This window comes from Exiguobacterium sp. FSL W8-0210 (assembly GCF_038006045.1).
In the GTDB taxonomy this organism is placed as follows: domain Bacteria; phylum Bacillota; class Bacilli; order Exiguobacteriales; family Exiguobacteriaceae; genus Exiguobacterium_A.
In genome coordinates this window covers 1,571,845-1,594,183 of sequence record NZ_JBBOUK010000001.1, presented here as the reverse complement: position 1 = coordinate 1,594,183, position 22,339 = coordinate 1,571,845, and the positions used below count along the sequence as shown (strand labels likewise).

Annotated in this window: 25 protein-coding genes and 1 riboswitch; of the genes, 10 read left to right on the top strand and 15 right to left on the bottom strand. The window is 49.2% G+C overall.

The genetic code is table 11. The annotated features are described in order from the left end of the window. Positions 1 to 23: 23 nt before the first annotated feature. Complete coding sequence (locus MKY22_RS08410; RefSeq protein ID WP_341088248.1) at positions 24 to 623, bottom strand: TetR/AcrR family transcriptional regulator; 600 nt, start codon at positions 621 to 623, stop codon at positions 24 to 26. 110 nt (positions 624 to 733) lie between these two features. Between MKY22_RS08410 and MKY22_RS08405 the strand changes: the two genes are divergently transcribed. Beyond that, entirely contained in the window at positions 734 to 1,261 is a 528-nt protein-coding gene (locus MKY22_RS08405) for a hypothetical protein (RefSeq protein WP_035407870.1), read from the top strand. A 16-nt stretch (positions 1,262 to 1,277) separates the two neighbouring features. On the opposite strand, the gene MKY22_RS08400 is transcribed toward MKY22_RS08405, so the two are convergent. After that, on the bottom strand, positions 1,278 to 1,661 hold the full coding sequence (locus MKY22_RS08400; protein WP_290758543.1) for a hypothetical protein: 384 nt from the start codon (positions 1,659 to 1,661) through the stop codon (positions 1,278 to 1,280). 145 nt (positions 1,662 to 1,806) lie between these two features. Between MKY22_RS08400 and MKY22_RS08395 the strand changes: the two genes are divergently transcribed. Next, complete coding sequence (locus MKY22_RS08395; RefSeq protein WP_035407875.1) at positions 1,807 to 2,214, top strand: hypothetical protein; 408 nt, start codon at positions 1,807 to 1,809, stop codon at positions 2,212 to 2,214. A 26-nt stretch (positions 2,215 to 2,240) separates the two neighbouring features. Here MKY22_RS08395 and MKY22_RS08390 read toward each other — a convergent pair whose 3' ends face one another. Continuing rightward, a complete protein-coding gene (locus tag MKY22_RS08390; RefSeq protein WP_341088236.1) occupies positions 2,241 to 2,810 on the bottom strand; it encodes a recombinase family protein in 570 nt (189 codons plus the stop codon). 199 nt (positions 2,811 to 3,009) lie between these two features. Here MKY22_RS08390 and MKY22_RS08385 point away from each other — a divergent pair, with 199 nt between their 5' ends. Continuing rightward, complete coding sequence (locus MKY22_RS08385) at positions 3,010 to 3,483, top strand: hypothetical protein (RefSeq protein ID WP_214728684.1); 474 nt, start codon at positions 3,010 to 3,012, stop codon at positions 3,481 to 3,483. Beyond that, positions 3,473 to 4,195, top strand: a complete 723-nt coding sequence (locus MKY22_RS08380; RefSeq protein WP_341088234.1) for a nucleotidyltransferase domain-containing protein — start codon at positions 3,473 to 3,475, stop codon at positions 4,193 to 4,195. Before MKY22_RS08385 ends, MKY22_RS08380 begins: the two co-directional genes overlap by 11 nt. A 67-nt stretch (positions 4,196 to 4,262) precedes the next feature. On the opposite strand, the gene MKY22_RS08375 is transcribed toward MKY22_RS08380, so the two are convergent. Then, the gene (locus MKY22_RS08375; protein ID WP_341088231.1) at positions 4,263 to 5,048 is read right to left on the bottom strand and encodes a pentapeptide repeat-containing protein; all 786 of its coding nucleotides are present in this window, start codon (positions 5,046 to 5,048) and stop codon (positions 4,263 to 4,265) included. 44 nt (positions 5,049 to 5,092) lie between these two features. On the opposite strand from MKY22_RS08375, the gene MKY22_RS08370 reads away from it, so the two are divergent. The 4 genes from MKY22_RS08370 (at position 5,093) to MKY22_RS08355 (ending at position 6,858) form a co-directional block, all read left to right on the top strand. Beyond that, the gene (locus MKY22_RS08370) at positions 5,093 to 5,524 is read left to right on the top strand and encodes a GNAT family N-acetyltransferase (RefSeq protein ID WP_323679472.1); all 432 of its coding nucleotides are present in this window, start codon (positions 5,093 to 5,095) and stop codon (positions 5,522 to 5,524) included. Beyond that, the gene (locus MKY22_RS08365) at positions 5,521 to 6,144 is read left to right on the top strand and encodes a hypothetical protein (protein ID WP_341088227.1); all 624 of its coding nucleotides are present in this window, start codon (positions 5,521 to 5,523) and stop codon (positions 6,142 to 6,144) included. Before MKY22_RS08370 ends, MKY22_RS08365 begins: the two co-directional genes overlap by 4 nt. Before the next feature lie 32 nt (positions 6,145 to 6,176). After that, positions 6,177 to 6,506: an antibiotic biosynthesis monooxygenase gene (locus tag MKY22_RS08360; protein ID WP_035407890.1), complete on the top strand. Its 330-nt coding sequence runs from the start codon at positions 6,177 to 6,179 to the stop codon at positions 6,504 to 6,506. Positions 6,507 to 6,621: 115 nt separating this feature from the next. Then, on the top strand, positions 6,622 to 6,858 hold the full coding sequence (locus MKY22_RS08355) for a hypothetical protein (RefSeq protein WP_341088226.1): 237 nt from the start codon (positions 6,622 to 6,624) through the stop codon (positions 6,856 to 6,858). A gap of 1 nt (position 6,859) precedes the next feature. Here the strand turns inward: MKY22_RS08355 and MKY22_RS08350 are convergent, their stop codons facing one another. Together MKY22_RS08350 and MKY22_RS08345 are read right to left on the bottom strand one after the other, a co-directional pair. Continuing rightward, positions 6,860 to 8,116 (bottom strand): hypothetical protein, encoded by a 1,257-nt coding sequence (locus MKY22_RS08350; protein WP_323679470.1) that lies wholly within the window; start codon positions 8,114 to 8,116, stop codon positions 6,860 to 6,862. Further along, the gene (locus MKY22_RS08345) at positions 8,113 to 9,381 is read right to left on the bottom strand and encodes a hypothetical protein (protein ID WP_341088223.1); all 1,269 of its coding nucleotides are present in this window, start codon (positions 9,379 to 9,381) and stop codon (positions 8,113 to 8,115) included. Before MKY22_RS08345 ends, MKY22_RS08350 begins: the two co-directional genes overlap by 4 nt. Before the next feature lie 153 nt (positions 9,382 to 9,534). On the opposite strand from MKY22_RS08345, the gene MKY22_RS08340 reads away from it, so the two are divergent. Beyond that, positions 9,535 to 10,353 (top strand): alpha/beta fold hydrolase, encoded by an 819-nt coding sequence (locus tag MKY22_RS08340; RefSeq protein WP_341088221.1) that lies wholly within the window; start codon positions 9,535 to 9,537, stop codon positions 10,351 to 10,353. 71 nt (positions 10,354 to 10,424) lie between these two features. On the opposite strand, the gene MKY22_RS08335 is transcribed toward MKY22_RS08340, so the two are convergent. From MKY22_RS08335 to MKY22_RS08295, 9 genes are all read right to left on the bottom strand, one after another. Continuing rightward, positions 10,425 to 11,456: an NAD(P)/FAD-dependent oxidoreductase gene (locus MKY22_RS08335; protein ID WP_290776833.1), complete on the bottom strand. Its 1,032-nt coding sequence runs from the start codon at positions 11,454 to 11,456 to the stop codon at positions 10,425 to 10,427. A gap of 55 nt (positions 11,457 to 11,511) precedes the next feature. After that, a complete protein-coding gene (locus MKY22_RS08330; protein WP_290776834.1) occupies positions 11,512 to 12,234 on the bottom strand; it encodes an energy-coupling factor transporter transmembrane component T family protein in 723 nt (240 codons plus the stop codon). Continuing rightward, positions 12,206 to 13,735 (bottom strand): ABC transporter ATP-binding protein, encoded by a 1,530-nt coding sequence (locus tag MKY22_RS08325; protein WP_341088220.1) that lies wholly within the window; start codon positions 13,733 to 13,735, stop codon positions 12,206 to 12,208. The genes MKY22_RS08330 and MKY22_RS08325 overlap by 29 nt, the downstream gene beginning before the upstream one ends. Then, positions 13,732 to 14,304, bottom strand: coding sequence for an ECF transporter S component (locus tag MKY22_RS08320; RefSeq protein ID WP_341088218.1), 573 nt, complete (start codon positions 14,302 to 14,304; stop codon positions 13,732 to 13,734). Before MKY22_RS08320 ends, MKY22_RS08325 begins: the two co-directional genes overlap by 4 nt. A gap of 100 nt (positions 14,305 to 14,404) precedes the next feature. Then, positions 14,405 to 14,504: riboswitch (TPP riboswitch) on the bottom strand. 95 nt (positions 14,505 to 14,599) lie between these two features. Beyond that, positions 14,600 to 15,277 (bottom strand): 50S ribosomal protein L25/general stress protein Ctc, encoded by a 678-nt coding sequence (locus MKY22_RS08315; protein ID WP_341088217.1) that lies wholly within the window; start codon positions 15,275 to 15,277, stop codon positions 14,600 to 14,602. A gap of 290 nt (positions 15,278 to 15,567) precedes the next feature. Continuing rightward, entirely contained in the window at positions 15,568 to 17,118 is a 1,551-nt protein-coding gene (locus tag MKY22_RS08310; protein ID WP_341088214.1) for a GNAT family N-acetyltransferase, read from the bottom strand. A gap of 13 nt (positions 17,119 to 17,131) precedes the next feature. Continuing rightward, positions 17,132 to 17,662, bottom strand: coding sequence for a glycerol-3-phosphate acyltransferase (locus tag MKY22_RS08305; RefSeq protein ID WP_341088212.1), 531 nt, complete (start codon positions 17,660 to 17,662; stop codon positions 17,132 to 17,134). Continuing rightward, positions 17,659 to 20,268: a DEAD/DEAH box helicase gene (locus MKY22_RS08300; RefSeq protein WP_341088211.1), complete on the bottom strand. Its 2,610-nt coding sequence runs from the start codon at positions 20,266 to 20,268 to the stop codon at positions 17,659 to 17,661. The genes MKY22_RS08305 and MKY22_RS08300 overlap by 4 nt, the downstream gene beginning before the upstream one ends. Positions 20,269 to 20,298: 30 nt before the next feature. Next, complete coding sequence (locus tag MKY22_RS08295) at positions 20,299 to 21,339, bottom strand: tyrosine-type recombinase/integrase (protein ID WP_341088209.1); 1,041 nt, start codon at positions 21,337 to 21,339, stop codon at positions 20,299 to 20,301. 429 nt (positions 21,340 to 21,768) lie between these two features. Between MKY22_RS08295 and MKY22_RS08290 the strand changes: the two genes are divergently transcribed. Beyond that, a complete protein-coding gene (locus MKY22_RS08290; RefSeq protein WP_023468336.1) occupies positions 21,769 to 22,170 on the top strand; it encodes a CoA-binding protein in 402 nt (133 codons plus the stop codon). Positions 22,171 to 22,339 lie beyond the last annotated feature (169 nt).

Genomic DNA, 22,339 nt, shown 5'->3' with positions numbered 1-22,339 from the left:
CATGTAGATGAAGGAACTTCGGGTTATTTGTCGTCGATCGCTAAAGGACGGACGAATAGGGCATTCAAGTGATGGACAAGGACGTGACGCAATCGTTCTTTCGGGAGACGTTCTGGTCGAAACAGCGCATGAAAGGCTAATCCATCAACGAGTGCTGCGAGACGTTCGCTCTCAAGTTCGATGTCTATATCTGCTCGGAACGTACCGTCCGGAATCCGTGTCAGTAATACCAGACACATGTGGTAAATGTCGTCTGGATTCTCTGTTGATTGAGACGCATATGCAGACATCATGAATTGGAACCAGACCTGCATCTCAAGCTGATGCTCAGGTGCATACGGCAAGACTTCTAGTAAGACGTTGCATAACGTCTCTTCTGGTGTTCCTCCTCTCTCGAAAATGGTTATAATGCGTTCTTGGACCCTTTCTTGAACGAGTTGCATCGAGAAACGGAGCAATTCTTCTTGGGTCGTGAAGTAATACCGTAAGGCACCAAGGGACAGACCTGCTTCCTTGGCGATCGTCCGGACGCTAGCTTGTTCGATACCGACATTAGAAATCGTGCGCCACGTCGCTTCTGCGATGAGGTGTTTTCGTTCTTCGTGATTGACTTGTTTTGGCATACATTAAGTATATCAGCTTTTTTAGCACGAATGTATTAAAAAGACTAGTCAAGTGACGAATGTGATGTTATCTTTATAATACAGTCGTATTAAAAAAGGAGAGGATCACGATGCAACTCGTCGCTTGGGCAATCGTTTGTTGTGAAATTCTATTTTGGGTATTCATCGTCGCAGGACTGATCGTGCGTTATGGATTCAGACGAGAGAAGCTCGGTTTTCGATTGATGGCGATGTCACCCGTGATTGATATCGTCTTACTGGTCTTAACAGTGTTTGACTTAAGTCGCGGTAGCACAGCTACGCTTGCACACGGACTTGCTGCGATTTACATCGGCGTATCGCTCGCATTTGGGAAGCAGATGATTGCTTGGGCGGATGGGGTGTATCGCCGGGTGATCCTCAGGGAACAAGTAGCAAAAGAACGCATATCGCGTGCGCGACGGGAACGCAACGGATTCTATCGGCACATCCTGGCATTCTTGATTGGTGGTGCCTTACTCGGAGCAATGATTCTCTGGCTCGGAAATACCGAACAAACCGAAAGCCTCTTGCGGACGTTACAACTGTGGGGACTCGTTCTTGTGATCGATGGCGTCATCTCGATGAGTTATACCGTTTTTCCAGCTCGCTCTAAATAAAAACGAACCTTGGCTGTCAGCGGTCGACAGTGAAGGTTCGTTCCCGAATCGTATTCGTATGTACTTCTTTCCGGGCGTCGATTGAATCCCGAATGTGGATGATGTAGCGACGTCCTTTTTTATATCCAGTACGCGGTGGTTTGATTCGGATTTCTTTGCCGTCTAGGACTTCAATCTCCGTTTGCATCCGCTCACCATTTGAATCCGTCACGGTAACCGTACGGTTTGAGACTTGTTCCTTGCGTAGTCCTTTCGCGTATTCGATATCGAAAGTATGATACGAGGAGATGGAGCGGGCACGTGATTTGAAGTGTGGCTCGTCCGTTCGTTCGTCGAGAGTGCAGTAGCAACCCGTGAACAAGAGGCTCGCCGAGAGGAGTATCGAAAATAGATGTTTCACGAAAACGCTCCTTTATGTATTTGGTAATTTTAGTATAAGACAAATTTTAGGTTACGACAATCCTTCTTGAGACCGAGTCGTTGACATCTATTAAAATTGAACAGGTCCATGCTATAATCGACCGAGAGAAAGGAAGCGATACACCATGCCAGTACAACCAGACCAACGTGAAATCATCGTCTCGATTCGGACGAGTTATGATTTTAAAGCGGATACCGGTCGCGCGATCCGCGTCATCGAGTTTCACGGACGCCGGACGACACTGTTCGATACGTTCGAAGCGTCGTCACCAAAACGAATGATTTTGATCGAGATGATCCGCGCCGTCCAATCTTTCAAGGAACCCTTCCACATCATCTTCAACGTCGAGTGTAACTTTGGCTTCAAGTATTTGACGGATCAGCGGAAATGGGAAAACCGGGACGTCGGGAATACGTTCCTCGACTTGATTGAACAAGGCGGTCATACGTATGAATTACGGGATTGTTCGTTCTATGAAGGCGGTAAAGCCCTCCAAAAATGGCTCGGCAACACATTAAAGCAAAATAGCTGACAAAAAAGGCTGATTCCACAATGGAGTCAGCCTTTATCCGTTGCATCGATCGTCTCGCTTTCGAGATATCGATACAATGTACTTTTACTAATACCGGTCTGTTCGCGGATATCAGCGAGTGAATAGTTTTTACTTTGATACATCGCAATCGCGCGGCGGACATTTTCATCGGGTTTGCGCGGTCGACCGGTCTGTTTTCCTTGCTCTTTTGCTTTTGAGAGTCCGGCACGTGTCGACATGCTGATGACGTCACTTTGCAGCTGGACCAGGTGGCGTGCCGTTTCAAGAAACGACAAGGAGGCACGCTCGCTCGTCCGAATCTGTTCGCGGAGTGACCACAGCGTCGCACCGCGTGTCTCCATGTGCTCGAGCATCTCGATCAAGTGCCGCGTCGAGTCTGCTAAGATGTAGAGATGCGTGACGATGACTTCGTCTCCCGTCTGAAGTGTCTCGAGCATCTGTTCTAATTCCGTCCGTCGTTTGGCCGAATCATGCGTCTCGATGACACGTGTCGTCACATCAATCTTGTCGGCTTCCGCTTGTTGCGTAGAACAGTCTGGATCATTCGGATAGGGTCTCATGTAGAAATATTGCATGAATGGAGCTCCTCTCTGTCGATCACGATCGACGTCAGTTCTTCATCAGTATACCGTATTCTCACCTCCGTGCCGCAGAAAACCGAAAACATGCCTTTCTTCTCATGTTCGTATCGACTAATTTGTGGTAAATTGAGTGGAAGTAAGTTTCTCGGACTCATCCCGATACCATTCATTCTTTTTAAATGAGGTGCTCATCATGAACAAAGAAGATCATCAACTCGCCCGTCAGCTCTTGACGACCTATTTCATCGGCACACAGTTAGCGACGGTCCATGTCGCAGGCTACGTCACGCTCGAATTCATCAATTTGTTCGATACGACTGCGCCTGAACTACGACTTCGGATCGAGACGGATCGTCTGTTTTATGGCGATGTCGAGACGACACAGGACTGGGTCGTCCGCCATGCGACGAAGGAAGAGATGTTACACTTGATCGTCTCGCTTCACGCGGAACGGATCACGGGTGTCCGGATCGGCAAGACGGCACCACACCTATTCTTGACCTTCAGTAACGGACAAACGCTCGTCCTGAACGGGTCGGATACATATTACGAATCGTGGGCGATCGATATCGGTCTCGCGCCACACCAAGCCGACGCGACGATCGTTGCCGTACCGGGTGACGAACTAGCCGTCTTCTCCGGGATTGGCGAACAAGTTGAAGACTAAGTGGACACGCATGGAGTGGTGTGATTGGATCATGCCGCTCGTCGCGTCACGTTATCCGGATCATTGTGCCGTCTTACTTGCCGGTAGTCATACGCGCGGACAAGCGACCGTACAATCAGATGTCGATTTGATCATCTTTGAAGCAAGGCGAAGGCAGGCATACCGGGAATCGTTCATCCATGACGGTGTCCCGATCGAAGCATTCGTCCGTTCCTTTGAGACGATCGCGCATTTTTTCGAGAGTGACCGGGAACGTGGTCGCCCGTCCTTGCAACGCATGATTGCTGACAGTTGGACAATCGAGGATCATCCGCGACTTGCATCTATCCGTCAGGAAGCGGCTCAACAATTGGCGGACGGACCGATTGCGTGGACGACTTCGGAACAAGAGCGCGCACGTTATTTTTTAAGTGATTTGCTCGACGATTTCGAGAGTGTGACGAACCGCGCGGAAGGTCTAGCGATTGTGTCACGTTTATATGAACAGAGTATCGAGTTCGTTCTTCGCGCCAATCGTTGCTACATCGGACAAGGGAAGTGGGCGATCCGTGCTCTTGCGGAGTTTGACGAAGATTATGCTAGTCGACACACAATGGCATTCGAGTTGTACTATCAATCGGATGACCGACGAGAGGTCGTCGCGTTAGTCGATGATTATCTCGCACCATTCGGCGGGCGTTATTTTGACGGCTTTACGCTCGGGAAACGATAACAAGCAAAAGGAGGCACGCTTTCGGATCAATCGACCGAAAACGTGCCTCCTTATCGTTCGCTTCTGTTTAACGCCAATGGGACGGACGGAGTAAGCGACGCGGTAACTGCGTCGCTGCATTGCCGATTGCCGCATTGATTTGTGCCTGTGTCAAAAAGAGCGCATCCGTCAGATCCGCATCTTTGACGTTACAGTCTCGCAAATCCGCCCCGAGAAAGTTGACTCCGCGCAGGTTACTGCGCGACAAGTTCGTCGAAAGCAACCACTGGTTCTGAACACTGGCACCTGAGAAATTACGTCCTGATAACTTTTTTCCGACCCAGTCGCGTGGTGTCTGGTCGCGTCTTCCGCTATACTGAGCTTGAACACGCGACGCAATCATTTCAAGGAGTGGTCGGACGGTTTGACGAATAGGTATCAAGTCAAGTCGTTCAAATTGATCGGCTGGTAATGCCGCGTACCGGGTTAGTGCGGCAAGTGTCTCATCGAGTTGATCGTGGATGTCACGCGTGACATCGCGTTTCCCGTCGGTTATGTACCACATCATCTCAAACAAGTGAACCATCTTCGGGAAGGCAGCATAGATCGCTTGGCGTCGCTTGAGTGCATCATCGCCTTGAAACGTCTGCTGTGACAGATGCTGTCCGGCACCGAAACAATCATAGACGGTACAGCCTTTGTAGCCGCTGTCGCGTAACCGGTCATGGATACGACAGCTGTAATCGGCCTCAAGATTACGACACGGTGTCGCTTCTGGTTTATCGTGACCAAAATCACTGGATTTCGAAAAAGCGAGTGCTGTACAACATAAACCAAAACACTTCGTACAATCAATCTGGAACGTAGGTTCCATCGTAGTCACCTCCACTACTACTATAACAAGAAAGGAGTTTGGACATGCTGCAATTTCAACTCAAGGAAAATGAGGACGGACAGGACTGGCTCAGACAACAAGTACGCCAATACAACGTCGAGCGATCACCGTTTCATGCGACGAAACGCTCCGAGGGAACACAAGCCGTCACATTACTTGCGACACGTGACGATCAACCAATCGGTGGCATCTCAGGGGAAATGTACTGGGGCTGGTTACATATTGAATGGTTCTTCGTCGTCGAAGAGGAACGGGGAAGCGGGCTCGGTACTCAGTTACTCCGTCAACTGGAGGAATGGGCACGAGCAGCGGGTGTTCAGCGAATCCGCGTCGAGACGTTCTCATTTCAAGCGCTTCCGTTTTATGAGCGACAGGGATTCGTCGAAGTCGGACGAATCGATGACTATCCACCAGGGATGAGCAATCACCTGCTCGTCAAACAGGTCGACCGATGAAACGGCGTCTCCTCCTCATCTTATTGTTCGGTCTCGTGCTCGGAACGCTGACGGGGATACAGCCACGTCAAGAGACCACTTCCTTTACGGCGAAGCAAGCCGCCCGGTTATATACACAGATGACGAACACACCGGTCGAAGCGCGCGACGTCTATTTCGTCGAACGACTGTCTGGGCATTATGCCGTCGCGTATCTTGAAGCGAACCACGACCGCTTGTTTCTGCTCATCCACCAAACCGACGAATCCGAGCGGATTGATCGAATCATTCGCTCGAAACAGACGATGGAGACGGATTGGTTCGAAGGTCGCTTGTTGACGACGGACGAAGGGCGATACCTTGTCGCCTACGGCATGAATGGTTCGAAGCAAATGAAATCGATCCGGTTCGAGCCGTATAAGACGACGGCTGATGGGGAGGCACCACTACGTCCAATGCAGCGCTCATTGTCTGTAGCAGATCAGGAACGTTTCCATACCGTTCAACCGTTACCGGATGCGTTCCCGCATTCGCTCTACTTCGAGATGATCGCGACGAGCGTAGACGGAAAAGAGACAATCCAACGCTTGACGTTACCAAGCGATAACGCATTCGTGTTTTCTACGACCCGTGACTTCTAGTATACTGAAGACGAAAAAAGGGGGAAAAGAACATGTGGATCGTCATGAACCAGTTACACGTTGTCAAAGGTGCAGCAGATCAAGTCGCAGCGCGTTTTAAGACGACGAAAGGAATCGAACGGATGGAAGGGTTCCACCGGATGCAAGTCCTCGTCGATATCAGTCAGGAAGAAGAAGACATCGTCACGATCATGACGACGTGGTCGAATCAAGCAGCATTCCATGCGTGGCAAGAGAGTCAAGCGTACAAAGGCGTGCACCATAAGCGGGATAACGGAACGTCCGAAGTCAAACCGCTCGTGACGTCGAATACGGTCACGGAATATGCGATCGTCGCCGACCACAGCGCCGCAACAGAATAAAGACAACACCCCTGAGAGGCATCTTCTCAGGGGTGTTGTCTGTAATAATATATTAGATTGTTTTTCCGTAATCTGGGTATATTCTAACAAAATAGACGAAATGAGGTGGTATCGCATGGTCTATCGTAAACCTGTCGTCTCTAGTCTTTCCATCCTCTGTGGTATGATCCTGCTCTTTGGTTTCTTGACGAGCGGTGGATTCATTTATCTCTACTTCTTCGTCTTACTGTTCGCTTGCGTCTCCTTCTTACGTGAACCGTTGACACGTAAAGAGTGGTTACGAGAGGGGATTGCTTTTATCTTCTGGTGTTCCTTGATTTATTTGCTCCAGCATCTCGTCTTCATGGCGTGAGTCATTTTTCGTATTGCTCGAACAAAGGAAGGATGATGTCACGACCTGTTGCTGATAAGTGAATCGACACGTCACGTTTCGGATCCTTCAAGTAAATGTCGGTCTTTTTGACACGCTTGTCGAGATAAACTTCGTATTGCTGTCCTTTCGTCCCTTCTCGGAACGTCAGGTATTTCCACTTCGCCCGTTTTCCCCGCACATCAGACTGTTCACTCGTCTTGATGGCTTTTTGTAATTTTCCGGATTCATCACTCGTCATCATGATCATTTTGTCCCAATCGAAGCCTTTTTCCGAAGTAAAATCATCTTCTTCAAAACGGATATGCTGGAACTGCTCTTGATGGAATAGCGTCACTTCCAAGTTATCCGCTACGACGTCGTCTGCTGTCTGTTCCGGCTCTTGAAGTTCAGGCGGTCGTTCCATCGTATGTCGAATCGATAATTCATAGCGGAATTCGCGTCCGTTTTTCTCCGTTGCGATGAGCGTTCCGTAATGTTCCGGTGTCCCGTCACCCGGGATGAACCGGACCTTGCCCGGTTGTTTCATCGAATGAATCGGGCGTTCCACATGACGTCCACCGTATAACTCGGGTAAGCGCACCATCACGTCATAAGTCGAACCGAATTGTTGATTGTAGACGAGATAGAGTTTGACGTCACGTGTAAATGGCGTGAGTGAATGCGTGTACGTAAAGATCGTCGTCCGTGTATCTTTTTTCGTGACATCCGTCGCGTCGATGACAAGGTAACCTGAACCTGGGAGCTCTAATGTTCGAGCGGAGTGATCGGCAACCTTCTCATTACGAATGAACCGATCGTCTTTTTTTAATACAGTAGGCTTCATGTTAAAGTTCTGTCGTTGTGTAGTCAGAGCTGTTTTCTTGAAGACATCGTCTTTCTTTGCTAGCGGATAATATCCACTTTTTAATGGCGTTTCGCAATATAAGTAGGTCTTCTTTCCGGATTGAACGTAACGAACGGTTTGACCTGCATAGTCATCGAATGGATTCGCCATCATGACGGAATAGATGCCGCCGACAGAGTAATCTTCGGGTGCATCGCTCGCTTTCGACGCGCACGTTTTTTGGATGACGATTCGTTCCTTCGCTGACAAGGTTCTTGGACCTTGATCACTAAATTGTCCTCCATCATATAGTTGTGATAAGTAATCCCATTTAAAATTCGGCGCATCACTTTGACAACCGCTTAATGCTAGCGTTGCACCGAGTGTTAGTCCGATCCAGTAACGTCGATTCATTGATTGAGCACCTCACTAAGTGCTTCACTGGTCGTACCTGACAGCTTGGCACCGTTCTTTGATCCTGGTTTGACGACATAGATTTCAAGCTTTTTAGCGCGTTTGCGTTCGAATAGCTCGAACATTTGGCTTTTCCCTTCGCGCATCAACGTTAATTTTTTCTGCTTTAGTTTTGTGCCTTGTGGCTCCATGACGTCGGTCTCTTTTAATTCCTGAGCGATTTTTTTCGCTAGTTTATCCGGTATTGCTGAGACGAACTTATAATCGCTATCGATGAGCTGTTTCGGTGATTGATGGATGAAACCGACATAATCGCTTGTGGATGCTTGAAGGAATCCATAATCGTAATTCACTGGTTTTGTGTAGGTTTTATTAAAACGCAAATATATCGATGTTTCTTGGACGACTTTTCCGTCCTCTTGTTTCCGAACGGTTGCGAACGGGACAGTCTGACCTGTCGCAATCGTATCCGGCAGTTGCTTTCGCTCAATCTGATAGGCTTGTCCATTCATATATTCTTGAATCGTCGAAGGGAATCCGACACGGTCACCACTGAACATCAGCTCGATCGACGATTGTTGGACACCACCATCCGGACTAGCGCGAAAAGCTAAATTCAATTCGGAACCGGATAGTGACTCGGTCGTCTCAAAGAGTGTTTGTTCTTTATCTTTGCCTTTCTCTTTCATGTAGACGACGAGTTGTCCTTCCGGTGGCAAAGATAGTTGATAGGACGGGAAAAGGTACCGTCCGAGCTCTTTTACTTCTTTACGATCTTCGTTTTCCTGTTTTTGTTGATCTGTCACTTCTTTTGGAACGGGTCCAAAGCGAACGACTGTCGATTTAGCTTTAACCGGTTGTTTTGACCAATCGACGAATGGATAATCACTTCGCTTGATCTGATGGACCGCATAATCCGCATGGCGAATCGGCTGACAAGCCAGATAGTCCTTTTTTTCGTCTGACAGGAAACGGACGTGTTGGAACTCACGACCTTGGATACTCGGAGGCAGGAAGTATAAGTCAAACCCTTCGTGTTGCACGTATCGGTCAGGTAAGCGCGTCAAGTCCGGTTTTTGCTGACAAATCTTCAACAAAGCAGCGGTTTGTTTTTTCGGGAGATCCGGTATCTCTTGCCCATCAAAGGTAGTCGAAATACCGCCCCAGTAATTAACATCGTATGTAAGGTCTAAGTATTGTTCTTTACCGCATCCGGCAAGTAAGACTACGCCTGCGAGAATACCGGTATGTATATAGCGTCTCATGGAAAACCTCCTTTATCCTAGTGACTATATTTTACCATAATTTCTAGAATAGACAGAATTTTCTATAATACTTTAGCATCAAGATGTTTGACATCTCTTGACTCGGGAATAATAGATGCATGCACGGCAATCTATTACTATGGGGGTTTTATGATGGGTACATTCATTCAAGCAGTTGATGGCACGAAAATTTATGTCGAGGATGTCGGGTCGGGTCAACCGGTCGTCTTTTTACACGGCTGGCCGGCAAACAATAACATGTTCGAGTATCAAAAGAACCTGCTCGTCGAAGAAGGGTACCGTTACGTCGGAATCGATTATCGTGGTTATGGCAAATCAGATGCACCGGCAACGGGATACGACTATAAGACGATGGCGTCCGATGTCAATGAAGTCATCGAACAGCTCAAATTAACGAATGTCACGTTGCTCGGCTTCTCGATGGGAGGAGGGATCGCCTTATCCTATCTCTTGCACTATGGGGATTCAAAAGTCAGTAAGCTCGTTCTCGCAGGAGCTGCGGCACCAGTCTTTACGCAACGAGACGGTTACCCATATGGGATGACGAAAGAAGAAGTCGATGCGTTGATTGCTGATACGAAACAGGATCGTCCGTCGATGCTCAAAGGATTCGGTGAAATCTTCTTTGCGAAGGAACATCCAGAACCGCTACAACAATGGTTCCATGGTCTTAGCATCGCCGCTTCGTCCCACGGAACGATTCAGTCAGCAATCGCCTTGCGTGACGAAGACTTACGTGGAAAACTCGAAAACATTAAAGTCGATACGTTAATCATCCACGGTAAAAAAGACCGAGTCTGTCCGTTCGAGTTTGCGGAAGAGATGCAAAAAGAAATCCCACATGCACGACTCGAAGTCTTCGAAGAGAGTGGACACGGGATGTTGCTTGACGAACAAGAGAAGTTCAACGAGACATTACTGACGTACGTTAAAGGAAATGAAACCGTCTAATCCAACAAGCCATGGACACGCGTCCATGGCTTGTTTTTGTGTACAGAAAAAGTGTGCGCCGGCGCACACTTTTATGAGCGATACTTCCGCATGAACCGTTGATCAATCCAGCGCTTCAGGTACCAACCGAACGGGTGCGTCGAATAATGACGACCATACAGGGAAACCGCATGACGCGGTCCCATCGATAAAATCGTCAAATAGTTCGTTTGCGGACGATAGGTTTGCAGTGCTTCTTCCTCTAGGTATCGTAAAAGGTTCGTAAGCAAAATTGGCGCTTGCCGGACAGCCGTGACACCATTCTTCGGAATGTCGGGGTAGGCGACGAGGGTCGCAGCGTCACCCGCAGCAAACAAACTTGGATGATCGAGCGCTTGTAACTGTTCATTGACGAGTAAAAATCCGTTTTCCGTGAAGAGATTGCTGTCTGCAAACAATGCCGGAGCTTTGGCACCCGTCAAGCGGACGATTGCATCTGACTCGATTGGTGGATGATGCATAAAGCGGAATGGTAGTTCGTCATCTATAGGACGTTCCCGGATCCAGTACACTTCGAGTTCTTTTAACCGTCTCGTAATGGCTTCCGCTGCCGGATGACGAGAAAGGATATCTGGATCCGTGATCAATGTGATCGGTACACCCGCCGCTTTCAAGGACGCCGCCACCTCGACGGCAGCTGCTCCGCTCCCAATCACGACCGGACGCTTTGCTTGTTGCAGTCGCTTTAATGTATCCGGTAACCGGTAGTTCGGTTTAATCGATAATCGCGTCGTATCTTCCGACCAGTCGAACGAGCCGATATTCGTTGAGACGACGTCATAAGTATAGTGTCTGCCGGATGCACCGAAGACGACTTTTTCAACGGGGTCGATTTTGATGACGGTCTCCTCGATGAATGGTTTATCATAGGCGCGACATAAGACGGCGACGTCGATACGGATCTCATCCATGTCGTATGTTCCGTCAGCAAGCCCAGAGTACATGCCCGAGTAATATTGGTACGTCGAGGCGTTCAGGACCAGCCACTCGACGTCTTCTGTTGGTCCGTGTGTAATGCAATGCAGGTGAGCGTGACCTGCACCAATCAAGAGGATACGTTTCATGTCGTTCTCCTTCAATCTGTCTTGCTAGAGTGTACCCGGATACGGGTGACGGTAATCATAGCCAAAAGACAAGACTGATGAATAGGAGGATGACCACGAGATAAATAATATCCTGACGCTGAACGACCGGTACCTCGTAATACGTTCGCTCTGCTGAAAAGTGACGGGCTTCGAGAGCAATCGCCATCCGTTCTGCCCGCTGGATCGATCGTGAGAAGAGCGGCAAGCCAATTGAAAGAAATCCATCACCAGGAAAGCGACTGTGCACATTGCGAATCATCCGGACTTGCCGCAAAACGCGGACTTCTTCGACCAGTTGCGGCAGAAAGCGAATCCCGGCAAGGAATCCGTAAGCAAAGCGGGGCGATAACTTCGCCTGATGGATCAAGCTCATTACGAAACGGGTCGCGTCGGTCGTCGTGACGAAAGCGAGGCTCAAGCAGACGAACGTGGCCATCCGCAAGGCAAGTAACCAGCCGTGCGCGACGCTTTCCGACGTGACATGAAACCAACCAAACGACCAAAGAATATTCGTTCCTTTGCCGAAAGCCGCCATCATCCAGAACGTCAATAAGAATAATAGACTATACGGCGCAAGTCGCTTCAAGAAATCAAAAGGACCCCATCCGGAGAGGAGTAGCAGTGCGATAGCAAAACTCAGGAATACTAACGTTTTGACCCAGTCATTCGTTGCAATCAAGGCAAACATGATCAAAAACAATCCGCTTCCCTTAATGACGGGATTGAGTTTAGCGAACGGGGACACGTTCGTTTGCATCACGTTTCACCTCCTGGAATTGGTACGAAAGTGGACGTTGTAGCTGACAGCGCTCGAGTAATGGAACGTCAGCGAATAACTCGCTTGGGCGACCGTCAAAAGCAATCCGTCCTTGCTCCATGACGAGGACACGATCCGCATACCGGGCGACGAGCTCCATATCATGCGTCGCCATGACGAGTGTCGTACCGTTCTGTTGTTCCATCTGTAACTGTTCCATTAAGCGTCGTGTCGTCAATCCATCTTGTCCGAAGGTCGGTTCATCGAGCAACAATAAGTCTTTCGTTTGTCCGAGCATCGTTGCGACGCTGAGCCGTCGTTGTTGCCCCGTACTAAGAGCAAGGGGTGACTGCTGTTTGACAGATGTCAGTTCCAGCCGTTCGAGCAACGCCGCGCGCTTAACGTTCGTCGCTGCCCGGTGGCTCCAGTCGATTTCCGCTTCGACCGTCAGCTTAAGAAACTGCAGATCCGGTTGTTGAAAGACATAGCCAACGTGCTCATAAAAGCGACGCCGGGAGTAACGATGAACCGGTCGCCCCTGGAGCTGATACGTTCCACGATTGGGAAGCAACCGCCCGAGTGTCGCAAGCAGTGTACTTTTCCCGGATCCATTTGCCCCAAGCAGCATCACCCATTCTCCTGTCTGCAGGGAAAATGTCGCATCGGTCAGCGGATATGGTGCTTTCGTCGATAATGCAGCGACGTGTAACAAAGAGCGACCAGCTGTAGCGACGGGGGAAGGCACATGAAGTCGCGCCGCTTGCGGTCCATCTATGGGTAACGTCTCTAACGTATACGGATACAAAGAGGGAACGGCAATACCTTTCGTTTGAAGCTCTTTGTAATCCTGCGGGAACAGATCCCGTGGATCTGCTGTCGCAGTAATCGATCCGTCCTCAAGTAAGACGACCTGGTCGACGTACGGCAAACAGACATCGAGTTGGTGTTCGATCAAGACGATCGTTAAATCGTGTTCTTTTTGAATTCGAAAAATCAACGCCATCAGCTCATGTTGTCCGATTGGATCAATCTGAGCCGTTGGTTCATCGAGTAATAAGATCGTCGGCTCAAGTGCTAGGACCGCTGCGAGCGCGAGACGCTGTTTCATTCCACCGGATAGACTCGCGATCGGTGTCGAGAAGGGGAGGGGGAGACCGACGAGTGCGAGTAAGCGTTCAATTCGTTCATCCATCTCCACGCGCGGAATCGAGCGATTTTCTAAACTAAAAGCGATTTCGCGTCCGATCGTCTCCATGCAGAACTGTTCTTCTGGATTTTGAAACAAGATTCCGACCGAACCGGACCGGGTAACGGTACCAGTCTGTTCGACTTCAATCGTTTCCGGTGTCAGTCCGGCAAGGGCATGAAGTAATGTCGTCTTGCCACTCCCACTTCGTCCGAGCAGAAGGGTCGTCCCTTGCTCAATCGTCAGCGATACATGATTGAGCACCGATTTCATCTGACCGGGATAGCGGATGCTGAGGTCGTCGACAGTAATCATGCGACTTCTCGTTTCGCACGTCCTGCCGCAAACCCGTTCAAGACACCAGTCGCAACAAGGCGACGGACGAGAATGGCTGCAAGCAAGCCACCGAGTAATGCGCCGCTGATCAATTGTAAGCCAGTTGTCGCAAGCAACGTCGTCGTTGTGTAGTAACCGAATCCGTTCGCGATTAGACTATAAACGATGCTACCAATCGCGGCTCCGACACCCGATAACATCAAGGTCCATGTGTCATAACGACGGTAACGCGTCATCGCGAAGACGATTTCCGCACCAAGTCCTTGGCAGACTCCGATCAGAAGAGCGGATAAACCAAAATGACTACCTGTGAACAGTTCGACGGCTGCCGCGACGACTTCCGCAATTAAAGCGGCACCTGGCTTTTGAATGATTGCTGCGACGAGCGGGCTCGCGATGATCCAGATCCCAAACATCCAGTTGGCACCGACAGGACCGAAGATCGCTGAGATTGGTAACCAGAGTGTTGACCAACCAAGATAGATGACCCCGCAAGCGACGGCGAGCATCATCATGACCATGATTTCTTTCATTTTCCATTGTTGCATTAGGTACGTCCTCCTTAGAATGGGGGAGACGCCAAAAAAGACCGCCCTCCGTAAAAAAGAGAGCGGTCCTCAGAAAAACTGCGCGCAGCAGGAGTCATTGGATGTGATCGCTCCACTTTCCTACGCTAGTATGAACTAGATCAGGTTCGAAGGGTCCGAAGTGAATCGTCTCAGCCAAATGGGCTCCCCTAGTGGATATGGTAATAGGTGATACGCTGTTCACTTTAGGCAATCTTCTGTCTATTGTCAAGACACAAAAAAACGATACGCCACGAAGGGCGTATCGTCAAACGACTTATTTGTTGTCTTCGTTCTCTTCTTTTGCTTCTTCTGAAGACTCTTCCGTAGCTTCCGCTTCGTTGTCTTCACCAGCTTCCGCTTGTGCCTCAGCTTCTGCTTCTTCGATTTCCTCAAGCTCTTGTTCAAGCGTTGATTCGACGACAGCTGCGACTTGAATGTCGCCTTCTGTGACGATACGGAAATCTTTTTGTTCTGGAAGATCAGCAACAGAAATCGAATCGCCGATTTCGAGGTTCGTGACGTCGACTTCGACGTTCTCTGGTAATTTATCTGGTGTAGCTGCGACTGTTACTTTAAAGAGTGTCTGTGACAGGAATCCACCGACTTTAGCGCCAGCTGCTTCGCCGACGAGTACGACGTCTGCTTCGACTTCTGTCTCTTCATCCATTTTAACGGCGATGAATTCAACGTGATCGACAGTTGATGTGAAGACATCCATATCACGACGGTTGATCAAGACGTTAATATTTTTACCGTCGAGTTTCAGTGAAATCAAGACGTTCTCACCGTTTTCTCGAACGATTTTAAGCAATTCTTTTTCTTCAAACGCGATTGGTGTACTTTCCACTTTGTAACCATACACGACACCAAGAGCTTTTCCTTCATGACGTAATTGTTTACGGAGTGAGCGTGGACGTACCTCGCGTTTTTCGGCTGTTAATTTAACTGACATGTTCATTTCCCCCTTGAATTTGGTATAGCCCTCAAAAGGTAATGAATGTAGGAGCAGGACAAGTCCTGAACAATATGAAACATGCTAAGACAATCGGTTTCAGACTCTCATGAATCTGACGCTTTCGTGACTTTGCATTTCTCTCCCAGGTCATTACGCTGATATTGAGAAACATGTGTGAGTAAGTCACCGGTTTGATGCGGTGCTAATGAGTTTATACCCCTATGTTTTAAATCCATAAACCTCTTTTTTATCTTTTCGAAGTCGAAAGACCTCCAAACCGCTTGAAATCAAGGGTTGAGAGGTCTTTCATTTTTTTCATTCTTTATGGTGATTCGTTCATTTTCACGAACTAAAACACGAACGAGACGTTCAATTTGTCGCATCGTCGTCTGTCCCATCGTCGAAATTTGAAGCCACTGATTGTAAACAAGATAGTCGCTTTCGTACTGGACGTGATACCCCTGAATACGCAGAGCGTCGCCTAAATCAGTTGCGGACGGATGAACGATCGTCAGTATTCCCGGCGCTTGTGCTTCTTGTTGTGCGAGGAGTTGTAATCCAGTTGCGCGGACGGCTTGTTCGAGATAGGTCATCTTGATTGCTGCTTGATTAAGATCGAGGGCATCAAGCGCTGCCTGACAGGCAAGCAACAGGTTCGACGAGCCGGAAAAGGCAACCCCTTCTGCGTAGAGTCCTAAATCCAGATAACGGGGAATACAGAGAGAAGGTAGGACGCGATCTGCGTGACCAATGAACGCAAGACCCGGTAAACCACCAATCGCTTTCCCGGAAACAGTCGTGACGAAAGTGCAGCCATCGTATGAGAAATGTCCGGTTCCAACAGCGCTGATCGCATCGACGACGAGTGCGGTTCGTTCATCTAACAGCACTTTTACTGCATCAAGATCATAGAGAACACCCGTTGACGTCTCACAATGCGTCAACCAGATCCAGTTGTATGCCGTTTGCCTCAATTGATGAGCGAGTTGCTTCAAGTCGATCGGGTGACCGGGGGGAAGCGTATGGACATCAAAGGACTTGCCGGCACGTGCCGCGTGATCAATCAAGCGTTGACCGAACTCGCCGCCGTTCAGGATCAATCCATGTCCAGTGAGTTGTTGCGCGACAATATCATTGACGAGCGTACCGCTGCCGACGGCCATCGAGACATGTGGCAAATCCAGCAACTGACACATTCGGCCACGTAAATCTTGATCGAGCTGCCGCATCGAGGCCGTACGGTGTGGACGCGGTGCTTGTTGCGCCGCTTGACGGACCGTCGGCGCAACCTCGACCGGACCGGCTAGAAAATGCAGGGGACGTAAGACATCCGCGATGACGGATCGTTCATATGTTGCGCGCGACAACAACATCGGTACAAACTGAGCATCGCCACTGCCAAGCGTTGGTGCAATCGGTGTGAAGCCGAACCGCGCGTATAGTTTTGCTTCTCGCGTCGTACCACTGATATAGACATGATCAATCGTCTCCCGCTCGAGGTAGACCATTAAAAAGCGCATCAATTGCATGAACGTACGACTATTGCGGTATTCGGGACGAACGCTAAGTAAGCGGATTTCTGCTGGATCCGTCAGTGTCTCGTCTAGCGTCACGCCCTTTTCCTCAAGCGAAAAGGGACGATGCTTTCGAATGGCGATCATCGCGACGAGTCGATCGTCTTCCTTGCCGATCAGATAAGTATTTTGATCATGAAACCGGTCAATCCGTTTGCGTTCGGTGTTCGGTTGATGTTGTGGAATCTCTTCTGTGAAGGTGAGGTAGTTCAATTCATGGATTGCTTCCGCGTCGTCCGCAGTTGCAATGGAAAAGTCGATCATGGAGACGTCCTCCTTATGTAATGGCTGGCTTGTGGAGTGCATCATGAGCCCACAGGACAAGTAGACTTACGGCAACGGTACACAAGATATTGACTGACCCTGCGTCTAAGAAGACGGGTAGTAACGGAAGTAAAACGACCGGAATAAGCCCCGCTTTGACACTATCTTTCGTTACGAGATAAGACAAACCGAGCATGCCTAATCCGGCAAGATATGCCCATGGCGTGATAGCGAAGACGATTCCGGAAAATACAGCGTACCCTTTACCGCCGCGTCGTGGGTGAAACAACGGAAACAAGTGACCGATGAGCACGGCGAGGGCGACCGGATAAAACGTGTCAGTGATCTGCAACGCAAAGACTGTCTTCGCGGCATCAAACAGATAAACGAATAAAAAAGCCGGAAGCCCACCGGCACGATGGGCATTGCGGGCACCGATGTTTCCGGAACCGACCTGTGCCAAATCGGTACGACTAATGTACTTAAAGAGCGTACCACCTAAAATACTACCGATGAGATAACCAAGCAGGAGATCCAGGATCACCGTTGTTCCTCCTTTGTCGTTACGAGATGAACGAGTTCCTTGACGGTCAAAGCGTCACTGTCTGGAGCCGTCAGGACGGCATCGACCATTTTGGCTTTTCGATCTTGTAATTCCGTCATCTTCTCTTCGATCGTTCCGCGTGTCAGCAATTTGATGACGGTCACGTCAGACTGTTGTCCAAGCCGATGGGCGCGATCGGCTGCCTGTTGTTCGACGGCCGGATTCCACCAGCTGTCAAAGAGGATGACGGTATCAGCGGAGGCGAGGTTGAGTCCCGTTCCGCCAGCTTTAAGCGAAATCAAGAAGAGATCGACTTCACCGTCATTGAACCGGTCGCATAACGCGACCCGGTCTTCGAGCGGTGTCTCACCCGTCAATAGGAAGTGGGGGAGGTGACGTTGCGCGAGATCCGAACGAATGCGCTCGAGCATTTGCGTATACTGTGAGAAGATCAAGATCCGTTTTCCGGCTGCTCGTTTTTCTGCAATCAGTGAGAGCAGACGCGTTCGTTTCGTTGCTTCCCCTGTGTACCCCTCGACGAATAATCCCGGATCGTTGCAAATTTGCCGCAACCGCGTTAAGCCCGCCAGTAACTTCAAACGATCTTCACGTTTCGTTTCGTCTAAATGCTGCAACGTCTCGAGTTGCAATTTGGCGAGATACGACGCATATAACCGTTTTTGATTCGGTCCGAGCTCGACATAATGATGCTCGATCTGCTTCTTTGGTAAGTCCTGTAAGACATCTTTTTTCTCACGCCGTAATAAAAATGGTTGAATGAATTGTTGCATGTCATCAAACGACCATTTCTCAAACGTCGCTAAATCCGGCAGTAATTCCGGAAACAAGACATGGAAAATCGACCAGATATCGCGCGGTCGATTCTCAAGTGGAGTTCCCGTCAAGGCGAACCGGCGTTTTGCTTGCAGATGTCGCAGTTGACTGACCGTTTGTGACTGCGGATTCTTCAAGTGCTGTGCTTCATCAAAGAAAACGACGTCATATACAGGGTGGCGACGGACGTCGGTCCGAAGAGTCGTATAGGAGACGATCGTCACTGTGTTTTCAGCCAAGTACTCCAGTTCGGAAAGTCGGCTAGTTTGAGAACCCGTCACGACATGAACCGGTCGACCGGGTAAAAAGCGCTTCAGTTCCGCCTCCCAGTTGCGGAGCAGTGATGCTGGTGCGACGATCAGTGCACGACTATCCGAAATCGTTGCTATATAACCAATCGCTTGAATCGTCTTTCCAAGCCCCATCTCATCGGCCAAGATGCCGTGACATCCGTGCGCGTCCAAATTCTTCAGAAATTGAATGCCCGTCCGTTGATACGGATAGAGTTGTGACTCTAACGAATTCGGCAAGTCGAGCCGGAATCCTTGTCCGGATTTCAATTCGAACCATTTCTCGAGCAAATCAGCGTGAAGATGGAGGATGGAAGCGCCAATCAGATGCTTCATGTTCCGGACGGCAGGTAAGACGAGTCGTCCGTCGCGTAAGTCGCGTTCACTCGCTTCCATCTGGGCGAGAACCCGTTGCAACTGCTGAAAGGCCCGTGCCTCTAAAGATACGAACTGTCCGGATTTCAAGCGGTGATAGCGTTTTTGTAAGATGAGCGACTTCAGGACAAGTTTCAGTTCGTCTTCCGGAATTCCGTCCATCGAAAAGTTGAACACAAGCCAGTCGAGGCGGTCTGTCACGTCGACTTCGATCCGCGGATGAAATGGTCCTTTTGGTAACGTCGTTCGGATGGCTTGCGTTGCAAATAACACCAGTTGACCGAGCGCAACCCGTTCGTCAAGCAGACTCCGCAAAAAAGCATACTGCGCGGCGTCACTGGTGATGACATAGTGCGAATTCGATGGTGTTGCTTGGAATTCACGTAAATAGCGTAAGACACTTTGCTCCGTTACTTGATCCCGTCCAGCATAAATCGTCTCGTCGAGTGGATTCAGCTGAATCCCTTGATAATCAAACGACACGCGGACTTCAACTTTCAGAGCCGTTCGATCGAGATGGAGCTTAACGATCGGCGTACCGGAAACAATTCGTTCCTGTAAATCAGGACTGAACGAAACATCCGCAACCCGCTGCAAATACTCTGTCTGTCCAAGCAAACGATCGAAGTAGGGCAGGGACAGTTGATGCTGCTGTTTATCCGTCAATCGTTTGAGCGTCACGACGGGTCCAGTCAGTTCGAAATGAATCGCCACCCGACGATCAGGTGTGAGACTGCGTAAATAGTTGCGCGCGCCTGCGTCGTCGACTTGAATTGCCGTAAAAGGGCGGATTTGCGGCGAGAGCGGTGTTGGTGTGCCGTGTGCCTGCACATAATGCATCGCCAGCAAAACAGCGACGATGTGTCCACAAAATGACGTATCCATCGCAAGCGACGGACAGTTACAGCCAGCGTCGACGCCGTGCGCCTTGACGCGGACCGTCACCGTGAATCGTTCCTCACCGTCTACGCTCGCTTCAATTAGCTCGTCACCCATCCGGTAATTGTGTAACGTGACCTTTCGGGCAGCGACATACTTCTTTCCCCGTCGAAAGGCATAGGCATCAGACATCTGTTTGATTTTACGTTCACTGAGCCCGTAATTCATGAGATCCCCCCTTTAGTTAACATAATATTATTATCGTTCACCATCAAATAAATCGACGGCGCGTTTTTTCTCCGAATCACCGATATGGGCATAGACCTGCGTTGTTGCGACGGATTCGTGACCGAGTAACTGCTGGATCGTCAGGACGTCGACCCCGCCGGTCGCAAGTCGTGTCGCAAACGTATGCCGTAGTTTATGTGGCGTAATTTTTTTGCGCTCTAAAAAGGGGAGGACTGGCTTCAGCCGTTCCGTGTGCCGCTGCAAAATATGCTGGACTGCCCGTGGGCTGAGTGGTTTCCCGTGTTTTTGGAAGACAGGTACGGCGCCGCTCGTTGGCATCTGATAATGGATCGCGTATTTGCGTAAGGCAATTCGTGCTGGTTTCGCAAGTGGAATCAATCGTTCTTTATTGCCTTTCCCGATGACGCGGAGCGTATTTTCGTGGAAATCGACATCGTTCCAGACGAGTTGCGTCATCTCACTTAAACGCATCCCGCTATAGCCAAGTAATTGGAATAACGTCACGTCGCGGACACGATCCCGTTCATAATGCGATGCTTCGCGCGCGTTCATTTCGACGTTCGATGGTAATAATTGAATCAATTCGTCCCATTCGCGTTTTGTCAGATAAACCGGTTCCCGTTTGGTTTGTTTCGGTCGATTGACTTTGGCGACCGGGTTTTCCGACAACTGACCGGTATCGACCAAATAACGAAACAGTGACTGTAACGCTGATAACTTCCGGTTGATGACGCTCGGTGCATTTTGTTTCGTTAAGGCAAGGTATTCGGCGTAGGCTTCGATTCCTGCTGCATCGATCTCGACAAATGCTTCAAGTGGAATATCTCGCGCTGTTACCTCTTCACCTGACGCCGCAGCGACGAATTGGAAGAACGCTTCATAGTCATAGACGTACCGACGCATCGTTGCTAATGAGAAATGTTTGGCTGCTAACTGATCTAAATAGGACTGAATGAAGCGTGGCATCCGCTCATAACCGGGAATCGCTGGTGCTGTAGCCGAAACGGTCGATTTATGTATTGTTTTTCCTAGGTTTTTAAATAAACTCATCCGACAATCACCCCTCTAGTAGTAGTATACCAAACGTTGATACGTCAGTCACTTATTTGCGTGAAATAGTTATTTCACGCAATGTTAAATTGTCAGACAGGGAGCGCTCAGTTGCATCGACAAGGTGATAGACGGGTCGTTGGTCAACTCGATGCACGTGAGAATTTAACTTATTTTTAGAGGTTTAAGGGTTGTGGAGTCTATTTAATAACAATAATAGTATTATGTCACCTAAATCACTAAAAAAGAATGAATAGTCAATTTCGCTCTCAGTTGCATCGAGAAGACGTCTGATGGGTCATTGGTCGACTCATTTGATTTCAAGACGATTTCTGAAAAACGTCGAAAACGTGCTCGATTTCGCATACTTCATCTTGGTTCGGGTATAGAGTGTTAGGTAAGAGTTATTTTCATAAGGGGGAGTTCTAGATGATTACTGATCAACAAGCACGTCAATATTTGAAGGATGCGAAACGCATTGCCGTCGTCGGCGTCTCGAGTGATTCCGGAAAGACAGCGAACTGGATTGCTGACTACTTAGTCCAGCATGGATACGAAGTCATTCCAGTCAATCCGACGTTAAACGAGTGGAACGGTCAAAAAGTCTACCCGAGTGTCGCAAGCATTCCAGGACACATCGATATCGTCGACGTTTTCCGTCGGTCTGAGTTTTTAGCGGACGTCGCGAAAGATGCTGTTGCTCACGGTGACGTCGGGATGATTTGGAATCAGCTTGGTCTCTCGAGTGTCGAAGCAGAAAGTCTCGCACTTGGTGCTGGTATTCCATATATCGAGAATCGTTGCATCAAAATCGAGCATCAATATCTGTGAGTCATCGCACGATTTCAGGCATCTTCACCCGTTCGTGAAGGTGTCTTTTTTCATGCGCTTTACAGGTTATGCTTGTCAGGAAGCAAGAAGATGCCTACAATTAGAGACAGACTACTCGAAATAACGAACGAACGTTTGTAAAAACGACATCGTAATTTCGAATTTTGAG